Below are 11,866 nucleotides of genomic sequence, written 5' to 3' on the forward strand. Positions count from 1 at the left end.
GGAGTGACGACCATGCAGGATCTGCGCATTTCCCTCGTCCAGGGCGACACCCGCTGGCACGACCCGGCCGGCAACCGCACCTACTATGGCGCGCTGCTGGCGCCGCTCGCCGGCACCACAGATCTGGTCATCCTGCCCGAGACCTTCACCAGTGGCTTCTCCAACGAGGCCATCGCACAGGCTGAAGGCATGGATGGCCCCACCGTCGCCTGGGTGCGCGAACAGGCCAGAACCTTGAACGCGGCAGTGGTCGGCAGTGTGCAGCTGCGCGACGGCGCGGGCGTGTACAACCGGCTGCTGTTCGCGACCCCCGACGGTGGACTGCAGTACTACGACAAGCGCCACCTGTTCCGCTATGGCGGCGAGCACGAGCGCTATGCCGCCGGCCGCGACCGCCTCTGCGTGGAATGGAAGGGCTGGCGCATCAATCCGCAGGTCTGCTACGACCTGCGGTTCCCGGTGTTCTGCCGCAACCGCTACAACGTGGAACGGCCCGAACAGCTGGATTTCGATCTGCAGATCTTCGTTGCCAACTGGCCCTCGGCGCGTGCCTACGCGTGGAAGACGCTGCTGCGCGCACGCGCCATCGAGAACCTGTGCTTCGTCGCTGCGGTCAACCGTGTCGGCGTGGACGGCAACCAGCTGCACTATGCCGGCGACAGCGCCGTGCTGGATTTCCTCGGCCAGCCGCAGGTGGAGATCCGCGAGCGCGAGCAGGTGGTGACCACCACCATTTCGGCCGACGCGCTGGCGCTGCACCGTGCGCGCTTCCCGGCGATGCTCGATGCCGATGCTTTCCATCTGGACGTGCAGGCCTGAACGAAGGGCTGAACGCTGCCCGCATCACCGTGCGCGCCTGCATTCACCCTGCACGCGCGCGCTGCTAGATTCGCCGGCAGTCCGAACGCTGTGGAAGTCCTGCCGATGAACAAGTCCCTTGCCCTGCTGCTGGCGCTGGCCGCCACCTCCCTGGCTCCGGCCGCGCATGCCGGTGGCAACCTCGACTGCCACCTGCGCTACAACCTGTCCGGCTGGTCGCTGATCTACAAGACGGCCTCGGGCACCGGCACCGTCAGCTGCAGCAACGGTGCCAGTCTGCCGGTGCGCATCCAGATGAAGGGCGGTGGCCTGACCGTGGGCAAATCGAAGATCACCGACGGGCGCGGCAGCTTCACCGGCGCCGTCAGCGTGGATGAACTGCTCGGTACCTACGCGTCGGTCGGGGCTCATGCCGGTGCGGTGAAATCCAGCAATGCGCAGGTGATGACCAAGGGCGACATCTCGCTGGCGCTGTCCGGTACCGGCAAGGGCTGGGACCTGGGTGTGGACGGCACAGCCTTCACCATCAGCCGACGTTGACCGGTTCCCGTCGCAGCGGCACCCGATAACGAAAAACCCCGGCCAATGCCGGGGTTTTTCATGTCAGGCGTGCCGCCGATCAGCCGCCGCGCGGACCGCCGCGACGGGGGCCACCCGGGCCACGATTGCCGCCGGGGCCGCCTGCACCGCGGTTGCCCCCCGGACCGCCGGGGCCGCGATTGCCACCGGGGCCACCCGGGCCACGGTTGCCGCCGCCGGGACCGCGGCCGCCCGGACGGGCACCCTGCGCCGGCTTCGGGCTGCCATACGGATTGAAGCCCGGGTTGGCGTGGTCGGACGGGAAGCTCGGGGCGTTGCCCGGGTGCCCGTACGGATGCTTGTTGCCCTGCGCGCCCTGGCTGCGGTTGCCCGCGCCGGGACGGCCCTGGCCACCGGCGCCACCGCGACCCTGGCCGCCTGCGGCGCCCGGACCCTTCGGCTTGCCATAAGGACGGCCCTGGCCGCCGCCCGGACCACGTGCGCCCGGACCGGCGTTGCGGTGGCCGCTCGGGCCGGTGCTGACGCCATCGGGCACGTACCAGGTGCGGAACGCAGCCGGATTGCCTTCCGGCAGCGAACGGTCATTCTTCGGCTTGCGCTGCTTGAACGGCTTCTGCGACTGCTTGGCCGCGGCCTCGCCGCTGACCGTGAGGCCGCCCTTGAAGCCGCCCCCCTTGCCGCCGCGGCCACGGCCACGGTCTTCGCGCAGGGTGTCGAAACGGCGCAGTTCGCGCCCTTCGTCGGCCGTGCTGTGGCCATTGACGTAAGCGTTGCCACGGCCGCCTTCGCGCACGCGCACGGTGGTCTTGGCGGCGCGGCGCTGGCCGATCACCGGCTGCAGGGTGAGGGCCGACGGAGCGCCTTCTTCCAGCTTCAGTTCAGCACGCAGCGCTTCGACCTGGGCGCTCGGCAGCTCGACCGACTGGCCACGGGCCAGTTCGCGCGGCAGGCTGACCCGGCCGTAGCGGGTGCGCTTGAGGCGACTGACCTGGCAGCCCTGCGATTCCCACAGGCGGCGCACTTCGCGGTTGCGGCCTTCCTTGACCACGACGCGGAACCAGTCGTGCGAATCGGTACCGCCGATGCGTTCGATCTCGTCGAACTTGGCCGGGCCGTCTTCCAGCGCGACGCCACGGGCAAGGCGGTCGACGATGGCATCGGCCACCTTTTCCTGGCCTTCCGGTGCACGCACGCGGACCACGTACTCGCGCTCGACCTCGAAAGACGGGTGCATCATCGCGTTGGCCAGTTCACCGTCGGTGGTCGCCAGCAGCAGGCCGGTGGTGTTGATGTCGAGGCGACCGATCGCGATCCAGCGCGCGCCCTTCAGCGGCGGCAGCGATTCGAACACGGTCGGACGGCCTTCGGGGTCTTCGCGGGTGGTCACTTCGCCTTCCGGCTTGTTGTAGACCAGCACGCGCGAGGGTTCGGACAGCGCCGTGGCGACGAAGCCGCGGCCGTCCAGTTCGATCTTGTCGCCGCTCTTGACCGACATGCCGGTCTGCGCAACTTCACCGTTGACCTTGACCAGGCCTTCGGCGATGCGCTGTTCCAGCGCGCGGCGCGAGCCAAGGCCAGCCTGGGCCAGGACCTTGTGCAGGCGTTCTTCCAACTTGAACTGTTCGGAGGTGGCTTCGCGCTTGAGCGAGAGCTTGTTCAACGACAGCTTGCGAGGGGTGTCACTCATCAGTTTTGCTCCGGCCGACGGTTTCGAGGTCGGCCTCTGGTTCGGAATCGGCTTGGTCAACAGCCACGGTCGTCGTCGCGACGGCGTTGTCTTCGCGTTCGTTCACTGGCACCGCGCGCTCGCCCGGCGCGGAATCGGGGTGCCCATCATCGAGGGGCGAAGGTGCTTGCTCATCGGTGGCCGCCGCAGGGACTGCGTCGGCGGAATGCGGGGTGTTGCCACCGGCCAGGCCGGCATCATCATTGGCGGCCCCGTCCGGCTCGGCCGAAACGTCGGGGCCGTCGGCGCTGGCGGCAGCCGGTGCATCGCGGTCCAGGGCCAGCTGTGGTTCCAGCTCGCCCAGGTCCTTCAACTCCGACAGCGGCGGCAGCTCATCCAGGCGCTTGAGGCCGAAGTAATCCAGGAAGCCCTTGGTGGTGCCGAACAGTGCCGGCTTGCCGGGCACGTCGCGGTGGCCGACGACGCGGATCCATTCGCGTTCTTCCAGTGCCTGGATGATGTTGCTGCTGACAGCGACGCCGCGCACCTGCTCGATCTCGCCGCGGGTGATCGGTTGCCGGTAGGCGATCAGCGCCAGCGTTTCCAGGGTGGCACGGGTGTAGCGGGTCTTGCGTTCGGTCCACAGCCGGCTGATCCAGCCATGCACCTCGCCGGTGACCTGGTAGCGGAAGCCCGAGGCGACCTCGACCAGTTCCACGCCGCGGCCTTCGCAGCCTTCGCGCAGGTGCTCCAGCGCACGTTCGATGCTGCCCGGCGGTGCTGGTTCCTCTTCCGGGAACAGGTCTTTCAGCTGGGCCAGGGTCAGCGGCTGGCTGGAGGCCAGCAGGGCACCTTCGACAATGCGGTTGATCAGCGGTTGATCCATCGGCAGGCAGCGCTCACTCGTTCTCGTTGGCGGCGTCGTTGTCGTCGAACTCGCTGCTGAACTGCAGCGGGGCATTGGTGTTGCCGGCCGCCAGCGACTTCACGTAGATCGCCGCCAGCGGTTCCTCCTGGACGATGTCCAGCAGTTGCTCCTTGGCCAGTTCCAGCACGGCCAGGAAGGTGACCAGCACGCCCAGCTTGCCTTCTTCAGCAGTGAACAGGCTTTCAAAACGGTAGAACCTGCCGTCTTCCATGCGGCCGAGCACTTCGCCCATGCGCTGCCTCACGCTCAGCGCCTCGCGCTTGATCGCGTGGCCGCTGAACAGCTCGGCGCGCTTGAGCACATCGTGCAGCGCCAGCAGCATCTCCTTCAGGTCCACCGGCGGCGGCAGTTTCACCGTCGCGCGTTCGGGCATGAAGGCATGGGCCACCGTGGTGTCCCGGTCCTGGCGGGGCAGGGCATCGATGTCCTCAGCCGCCTGCTTGAAACGTTCGTACTCCTGCAGCCGGCGCACCAGTTCGGCGCGCGGATCGGCTTCATCGCCTTCGTCGCTGACCGGGCGCGGCAGCAGCATGCGCGACTTCACCTCGGCCAGGATCGCTGCCATCACCAGATACTCGGCCGCCAGTTCGAAGCGCAGCTCGCGCATCACGGTGATGTACTCCACGTACTGCCGGGTGATCTCGGCCACGGGGATGTCCAGCACGTCCAGGTTCTGCCGGCGGATCAGGTACAGCAGCAGATCCAGCGGACCTTCGAAGGCATCCAGGATGACTTCCAGCGCATCCGGCGGGATGTACAGGTCCTGCGGGATCTGCAGGACCGGTTGCCCATGCACGACGGCCAGCGGCATTTCCTGCTGCTGGGGGGCGGGCGGCCGGGTTGGCGGGTTCGCGTCGAGCGCGAGTTCGGAAGTCATCTAATGGACATCAGGATTGCAACGGACCAGTCGCGGCACCCGGCGCCGCGCGTGCACCGCGGGCCCCAAGGCACCAGGCGCGCCTGTCTCGGCGCGATTCCACACATATCAAACAGCAGGACGCGCCGCAGGAGACGGCAGCGACGGGACTACGGGGAGGTCGTCTACGTGGCCTGCCCGGAAGCGGCAGGTCGGTCGTCGGGGGCTGCGTTGGCCGCAAAAACCGACGGGTTGCTGCATCCAGCCACGTGCAATGGACTCTAGGGTAAGCCTTTGCCGCGCCAGTGTCCAGCCGCGGCCAGGGCGAGGGGGCTTTGGCTAGAATCGGCGGACCCGACAACGCGAGCGAGGAAATGCCGGTGTGGTATGTGATTGAAGGCTATGACGGCCAGGACGTGCTGACGCAACGGCTGCAGGCCCGGCCGGAACACCTGGCGCGGCTGCACGCGCTGCGTGATGAAGGGAGACTGCTGCTGGCCGGCCCTTGTCCGGCGATCGACAGCGAAGATCCAGGCCCGGCGGGGTTCAGTGGTTCGGTGGTGATCGCCCGCTTCGGGTCGCTGCCGGAGGCGCAGGCCTGGGCCGATGCGGACCCCTATGTGGCCGCAGGTGTCTACGTAAGGGTGCAGGTGCGGCCCTTCCGCCAGGTGCTGCCGTGAACGCGGACCGGATGGAGCGGATCCGTGATGCGCTGCAGCAGGCGCTGGCCCCGAGCGTGCTCGAGATCGAGGACGACAGTCATCGTCATGCCGGCCACGCTGGCGCGCGCGATGGCCGTGGCCATTTCAACGTGCATGTGGTCAGCGAGCGCTTTACCGGCCTCGGCCCGCTGGCCCGCCACCGCGCGGTATACGCGGCGTTGGGCGCGATGATGGAGACCGACATCCACGCGCTGTCCATCCGCGCGCTGGCACCGTCAGAACAGGGCTGAGCCCTTGTCCCGCACTGTCATTGCCGGTCCGTGCGTGGACCGTCAGGGACAGATTTCCATGTCCATTTCAGGACATTCGTCTAACGGACAGTTTACAAGCCCAGATGGAAACGCTTACATTCCGCGCCAATGCTGGTAGGTCCAAGCCGTGGAGGGCGGCTTCGTGAACAAGGCAGCCATTACAATCAAGGATGTCGCACGCGAAGCCCGGGTCTCCGTGGCTACGGTTTCCCGCGCGCTCAACGGGCATGAAAATGTCGCCGAACCGGTCCGCCAGCTTGTGCTGGAGGTGGCCGCACGGCTGCGTTACACCCCGCACGCCGCCGCACGCAGCCTGAGCAGCCGCCGCACCAACACGGTCGGCGTGGTGCTGCCGGACCTGTACGGCGAGTTCTTCTCCGAGCTGATGCGCGGCATCGACGGCGTTGCCCGCAGTCGCCGCCAGCATCTGCTGGTGTCCAGCTACCACGGCGACCAGGAGCAGCAGGGTGCTGCCCTGCGCGCCATGCGCGGGCGTGTCGATGGCCTGCTGGTGCTCTCGCCCTATGCGGAGAGCCCCGGCTTCCTGACCGACAACCTGCCGCAGTCGCTGCCCACCGTACTGATCAACACCTACCTGCCTGGGCAGGATCATCCGGTGTTGAGCATCGACGACCACGCGGGCGCAATGGCGATGACCCGTCATCTGCTCGATGCCGGTCACCGGCGCATCGCCTTCATTTCTGGCCCGGACCTCAACTTCGACGCGCGCGAGCGCCTGCGCGGCTTCCGTGACGCGCTGGCGGCTGCCGGCGGCAGCGCCGAAGGCATCGAGCTGCCCGGTGATTTCGACGAAGCTTCCGGCCATCGCGCCGGTCAGGAGTTGTTGGCAGCCGGCACGCTGCCCGATGCCGTGTTCGCCGCCAACGACATGATGGCACTTGGCTGCCTGTACGCCTTCGCGCAGGCAGGCGTCCATGTTCCGTCCGATGTCGCCCTGGCGGGTTTTGATGACATTCCGCTGGCACGTTTCGTTCACCCGTCGCTGACCACCATGCAGGTCAGCATCGCCGAGCTCGGCGATCGGGCGATGACGCGCCTGATGCAGTTGATGGACGGCACCTCCACGGAAGGGGCCGGGGACAAGCAGACCCTGGTACCCCGTCTCGTTGTTCGCGATTCCACCACTCCGCCATCCGGCCGTTGAAGCCGGAGGCGTTCCTTCTTTTTTGATTGATCGCAGGGGACCGCACACGCGGTCGCCGCCACCCGGAGATTGAGTTGATGATGCATTCCACTATCCGCACGCCGGCGCGCCGGCTGCTGAGCACCGCACTGGTCAGCTGCCTGATGCTGGCCGCCGCCCCGAACGCCCTGGCGCAGTCGGCCAACGCCAGCCTGCGCGGCCAGGTTGCCGGCGCACAAGCCGGTTCGGAGGTCACCGCCACCAACGTTGCGACCGGCACCGTGCGCCGCGGCACCGTCCGCGCCGACGGCAGCTACTCGCTGATGGGCCTGGACCCGGGCACCTATGACGTGGTGGCCAACGGCCAGACCCAGAAGGTCACCGTGACCGTGGCCTCCACCGCCACCCTGAACTTCGCCGGCGCTGCCAGCAGCACCCCGGGTTCGACCGCGGCCACCAACCTGGACACCGTCAACGTCGTCGCGCCGACCCTGCTGCAGGAAGTGCGCACGTCCGAAGTCGGCAAGACCGTCAGCCTGCAGCAGATCCAGACCACCCCGCAGGTGTCGCGCAACTTCCTGGAGTTCGCCGACGCGGTGCCGGGCCTGATCTTCACCCGTGATGCCAAGGGCAACACCTCGCTGCGCGGCGGCGCCACCAATGCCGATGGCACCAACGTGTACATCGATGGCGTGGGCCAGAAGAGCTACGTCAAGGGCGGCGGTGTGGCCGGCCAGTCCGGCAGCGCCGGCAACCCCTTCCCGCAGCTGGCCATTGGCGAATACAAGGTCATCAGCGGCAACTACAAGGCCGAGTACGGCCAGGTCTCGAGCGCTGCGGTGACCGCCGCGACCAAGTCCGGCACCAACGAATTCAAGGGTGAGGCGTTCTATCGCTACACCGACGAGGACATGCGCGCCAAGACCCCGGCCGAACGCCAGGGCGGCAAGGACAAGCAGGTGTCGGCCGAGAAGGAATACGGCTTCGCGCTGGGCGGCCCGATCATCCAGGACAAGGCCCACTTCTTCGTGACCTACGAAGCCAAGCGCTTCGACCTGCCGGTCACCATCGCACCGGACGGTGCGGTCACCGGTGCCGCCGGTCTGCTGCCGCCCGCCGGCGCCGCCGGTCTCGGCCCGGCCAGCCAGCCGTTCCAGCAGGACCTGATCTTCGGCAAGATCGACTTCGAGCCGACCGACAACGATCGCATCGAGCTGACCTTCCAGGACCGCGACGAAACGCAGTCGCAGTTCAGTGGCCAGACCTCGCCGGAAGCCGGCCGTGAAGTGGTCAATACCGACCGTCGTTACGCGCTGCGCTGGAACCACAGCGGCGAGCGCTACTACAACGAATTGATGGTCACCCACGAAGATTCGTTCAACAACCCGACCCCGCTGACCCTGGCCAACGGCATCACCTACACCGCGCCGGACGGTCCTGAAGACCGCACGATCGTGAAGATCGGTGGCGCCTCGGCACTGGACTCGCAGGTGAAGGGCCAGAAGGGCTGGTCGATCGAAGACAACCTGACCCTGGATGGCATCCAGTGGGCGGGCGACCACACCATCAAGATGGGCGTGAAGTACAAGCAGATCGACCTGTACGCTTCCGATGCGGCGCAGATCAACCCGACCTTCACCTACACCTTGGGTGATCCGGACTTCCCGGACTCGATTCCGTACAAGGCGCAGTTCGTCAAGCCGGTGACCGGCGTGTCGGGCGTGTCCGGCGAAGTACGCTCCAAGTCCAAGCAGTACGGCGTGTTCATCCAGGACGACTGGCAGGTCAATGACCACCTGCAGCTGAACATCGGCCTGCGCTGGGACTACGAGAAGACCCCGTCCTACCTGGACTTCGTGACCCCGCAGCAGGTGGTCGATGCCATCTATTCGCAGGATCCGCGCGCACCCGCCGGCCAGACCTACGCCGATTCGCTGGCGCTGGGCGGCCTGGACATCAGCGACTACATCAGCAACGGTCACAACCGCAAGGCATTCAAGGATGCCTGGCAGCCGCGCCTGGGCTTCTCGTATGACATCAACGCCGACGAGCAGCATGTGATCCACGGTGGTGCCGGCCGTTCCTACGACCGCGACCTGTTCGACAACCTGCAGCTGGAGACCACCAAGCTGGCCCTGCCGCAGCCGACCATCTACTTCCGCAACCCGGCCACCGGGACCTGCATCAACGGTCAGGCCGCCTGCTACGACTGGAATCCGAACCTGCTCAACGGCATCGGCAACCTGCAGGCGCTGGTGGGATCGACCAGCAACGCCGGCCTGGAGGTCGACCTGCTGAACAACAAGCTGAAGGCACCGTACTCGGATCAGTTCAGCCTGGGCATGAGCAACCAGATCGGTGACTGGCTGACCGATGCCACCATCGCCCGCACCCTGAGCTACGACGGTTTCGCCTTCACCCTGGGCAACCGTTACCCGACCGGCCAGTTCTTCGATGATCCGCGCCTGTGCGGCGGTACCGAGCCGGGCCTGAGCCAGGCCTGGAGCTGCAACGTGCCGGGCTTCGGCAGCCTGATCATCGGCCAGCAGGGCATCAAGACCCGCGCCACCCAGGTCCTGCTGTCGGCGCAGAAGCCGTTCACCAAGGAAAGCGGCTGGGGCACCTCGATCGCCTACACCTGGACCACCGCACGCCACAACCGCGACATCAACGAGAAGTACGCGTTCGACCGCGGCCTGATCGGCGATTACCCGACCATCCGTTCCAACGGTGCCCCTCGTCACCGCCTGGTGGTGACCGGTTCGTACGCAGGCTTCTGGGGCATCACCTTCGGCGGCAAGATCACCTTGGCAACGCCGACGGCCGTCAACGACTGGTACCCCGTGCCGCAGGCCAGCGGCTACACCCTGCCGACCCCGCAGGCGGCCGTGCCCAACGCCAACGGCAAGTTCCTGGTGGGTGGCAAGATCTTCGGCTACCGCTCGGTCGACCTGCAGGCGACGAAGACGTTCAAGATGCCGGGTGATACCGAGCTGTACGCTCGTCTGGACATCATCAACGTGTTCGATTTCGACAACTTCTCCACCTACAACTACGTCAAGACCAACGGCAAGCTGCAGGCCAGCTACAACGAGACCGGTGACATCATCGGTACGCCCCGCCAGATCAAGGCGGAAGTGGGCTTCCGCTTCTAAGCGGGTATGCCTGCTGCAGGAGTCGATGCCGCCGGTTCGCCGGCGGCATCGGCAACTGCGATGATCGCGCTGTCAGGCCACGTTCCCGTGGCTTTTTTAAATGTGTGGTTTGTAAACGATTTCAGATCATTGGACGTTATGCTTTCCCATCGATCAGTCCACCGGAGGAACCGCGCCATGCAGGCACGCCACCTGTTGTCCGCCGCAGCGATGACCCTGGCCATCGCCGCCTGCAAGCCGGCCCAGCAGGAGCCCGCCAAACCCCGGCCGCCGGTGATCCTGATCGAGGCCGATGCACCGCCGCGGCCGATGAAGCCGGAACTGCCGCCGCTGTTCGATGACATTGAACGCCGCACCTTCCAGTTTTTCTGGGACACCACCAATGAAGTGAACGGCCTGACACCGGACCGTTATCCGTCACGCCCGTTCGCCAGCATCGCCTCGGTCGGCTTCGCGCTCACCGCCTATCCGATCGGCATCGAGAATGGCTGGGTCAGCCGCAACCAGGCGATCGACCGCACGCTGACGACGCTGAAGTTCTTCCGTGACGTGCCGATGGGCCCGCAGCGCACCGGCAAGGCCGGCTACAAGGGCTTCTACTATCACTTCCTGGACATGCAGGAAGGCCGCCGCTACGACAGCTGGGTCGAACTGTCGTCGGTGGATACCGCGCTGCTGATGATGGGCGTGCTGTTCGCGCAGTCCTATTACGACGGCGATGATCCGCGCGAGAAGGAGATCCGGCAGATTGCCGATACCCTGTACAGGAAGATCGACTGGCCGTGGCTGCAGCAGCGCGCGCCGCTGATCTCGATGGGCTGGTTCCCCGAAAGCGGCTTCATCGACCACGACTGGATGGGCTACAACGAGGCGATGATGGTGTACATCCTTGCCCTCGGCTCGCCCACGCATCCGGTCAGCCCCGACGCATGGACGGTGTGGACCCGGACCTACGACAACGACTGGGGCGTCTACCAGGGCCAGGAATACCTGTCCTTCGGGCCACTGTTCGGCCACCAGTACAGCCATGTCTGGATCGATTTCCGCGATATCCAGGATGCCTACATGCGCGAGCGCGGCAGCACCTACTTCCTCAACAGCCGCTCGGCCGCGCTGGCCCAGCGCGAGTACGCCATCGCCAACCCGATGCAGTGGAAGGAGTACGGCGAGAACGTGTGGGGACTGACCGCCAGCGATGGTCCGCAGAACACCACCCAGGAATATCGCGGCGAGCAGCGCCAGTTCCGCCACTACTCCTCGCGCGGCGCCGGCCTGCGCGAGAACTTCGACGACGGCACCATCGCGCCGACCGCGGCGGTGGCCTCGATCGTGTTCGCCCCGGAGCAGGTCATTCCGGCCACGCTGGAGATGCACAAGCGCTTCGGCGATTACATCTATTCCAGCTACGGCTTCCTGGATTCGTTCAATCCCAGCTTCAGCTACGACATTCCGATCAAGACCGGGCGCCTGGTGCCGGATCGTGGCTGGGTCGCCAGCGACTACATCGCCATCGACCAGGGCCCGATCCTGACCATGATCGCCAATTACCGCAACGACTTCGTGTGGGAAGTCATGAAGAAGAACCCCTACATCCGCAAGGGGCTGGAGCGCGCCGGATTCAGCGGCGGCTGGCTGGCCCCCGAGGGCTCGTTCCAGCCGCTGGAACTGCAGAAGGACGAGAAGGCTGCATCGGCGCGCGCGGTCGGCATCGCCGAGTCACGCGCGGCCGCCGCACAGGAACAGAAGAACAATGCCAACCGCACCACAGGCCAGGGAAAGTAACGC

The 11,866-nt window shown here is 66.4% G+C and carries 10 protein-coding genes; 7 read left to right on the forward strand and 3 right to left on the reverse strand.

Annotation, left to right across the window (positions count from 1 at the left end; genetic code table 11):
• Positions 1-12 precede the first annotated feature (12 nt).
• Complete coding sequence (locus ACVOJ1_RS01320) at positions 13-819, forward strand: amidohydrolase (RefSeq protein ID WP_263175088.1); 807 nt, start codon at positions 13-15, stop codon at positions 817-819.
• A gap of 105 nt (positions 820-924) precedes the next feature.
• Entirely contained in the window at positions 925-1,359 is a 435-nt protein-coding gene (locus ACVOJ1_RS01325; RefSeq protein ID WP_053516878.1) for a hypothetical protein, read from the forward strand.
• Positions 1,360-1,438: 79 nt separating this feature from the next.
• Here the strand turns inward: ACVOJ1_RS01325 and ACVOJ1_RS01330 are convergent, their stop codons facing one another.
• Genes ACVOJ1_RS01330 through ACVOJ1_RS01340 form a run of 3 tightly spaced genes read right to left on the reverse strand, consistent with a single transcriptional unit; the run spans position 1,439 to position 4,830 of the window.
• Positions 1,439-3,046 carry a pseudouridine synthase gene (locus tag ACVOJ1_RS01330; RefSeq protein WP_346479905.1) on the reverse strand — a complete coding sequence of 536 codons (1,608 nt, stop codon included), beginning with the start codon at positions 3,044-3,046 and terminating at the stop codon, positions 1,439-1,441.
• Entirely contained in the window at positions 3,039-3,911 is an 873-nt protein-coding gene (scpB, locus tag ACVOJ1_RS01335) for an SMC-Scp complex subunit ScpB (RefSeq protein ID WP_180875560.1), read from the reverse strand. Before scpB ends, ACVOJ1_RS01330 begins: the two co-directional genes overlap by 8 nt.
• Before the next feature lie 13 nt (positions 3,912-3,924).
• The gene (locus ACVOJ1_RS01340; protein WP_053516881.1) at positions 3,925-4,830 is read right to left on the reverse strand and encodes a segregation and condensation protein A; all 906 of its coding nucleotides are present in this window, start codon (positions 4,828-4,830) and stop codon (positions 3,925-3,927) included.
• Between the two features lie 359 nt (positions 4,831-5,189).
• On the opposite strand from ACVOJ1_RS01340, the gene ACVOJ1_RS01345 reads away from it, so the two are divergent.
• The 5 genes from ACVOJ1_RS01345 (at position 5,190) to ACVOJ1_RS01365 (ending at position 11,863) form a co-directional block, all read left to right on the forward strand.
• Complete coding sequence (locus tag ACVOJ1_RS01345) at positions 5,190-5,489, forward strand: YciI family protein (protein WP_065175545.1); 300 nt, start codon at positions 5,190-5,192, stop codon at positions 5,487-5,489.
• 11 nt (positions 5,490-5,500) lie between these two features.
• Entirely contained in the window at positions 5,501-5,761 is a 261-nt protein-coding gene (locus ACVOJ1_RS01350) for a BolA family protein (protein WP_430542985.1), read from the forward strand.
• 148 nt (positions 5,762-5,909) lie between these two features.
• Positions 5,910-6,947 carry a LacI family DNA-binding transcriptional regulator gene (locus ACVOJ1_RS01355; protein ID WP_053516884.1) on the forward strand — a complete coding sequence of 346 codons (1,038 nt, stop codon included), beginning with the start codon at positions 5,910-5,912 and terminating at the stop codon, positions 6,945-6,947.
• 77 nt (positions 6,948-7,024) lie between these two features.
• Complete coding sequence (locus tag ACVOJ1_RS01360; RefSeq protein ID WP_053516885.1) at positions 7,025-10,081, forward strand: TonB-dependent receptor; 3,057 nt, start codon at positions 7,025-7,027, stop codon at positions 10,079-10,081.
• Positions 10,082-10,258: 177 nt separating this feature from the next.
• Complete coding sequence (locus tag ACVOJ1_RS01365; RefSeq protein WP_053516886.1) at positions 10,259-11,863, forward strand: glucoamylase family protein; 1,605 nt, start codon at positions 10,259-10,261, stop codon at positions 11,861-11,863.
• The last annotated feature ends 3 nt before the right edge of the window (positions 11,864-11,866 follow it).

The sequence above is a fragment of the Stenotrophomonas sp. STEN225 genome (genome assembly GCF_056756445.1).

Coding starts and splice junctions, on each gene's coding strand:
- ACVOJ1_RS01365 (WP_053516886.1), top strand. CDS start 10,259: ATGCAGGCACGCCACCTGTTGTCCGCCGCAGCGATGACCCTGGCCATC.
- ACVOJ1_RS01340 (WP_053516881.1), bottom strand. CDS start 4,830: ATGACTTCCGAACTCGCGCTCGACGCGAACCCGCCAACCCGGCCGCCC.
- ACVOJ1_RS01360 (WP_053516885.1), top strand. CDS start 7,025: ATGATGCATTCCACTATCCGCACGCCGGCGCGCCGGCTGCTGAGCACC.
- ACVOJ1_RS01320 (WP_263175088.1), top strand. CDS start 13: ATGCAGGATCTGCGCATTTCCCTCGTCCAGGGCGACACCCGCTGGCAC.
- ACVOJ1_RS01325 (WP_053516878.1), top strand. CDS start 925: ATGAACAAGTCCCTTGCCCTGCTGCTGGCGCTGGCCGCCACCTCCCTG.
- ACVOJ1_RS01350 (WP_430542985.1), top strand. CDS start 5,501: ATGGAGCGGATCCGTGATGCGCTGCAGCAGGCGCTGGCCCCGAGCGTG.
- ACVOJ1_RS01330 (WP_346479905.1), bottom strand. CDS start 3,046: ATGAGTGACACCCCTCGCAAGCTGTCGTTGAACAAGCTCTCGCTCAAG.
- scpB (WP_180875560.1), bottom strand. CDS start 3,911: ATGGATCAACCGCTGATCAACCGCATTGTCGAAGGTGCCCTGCTGGCC.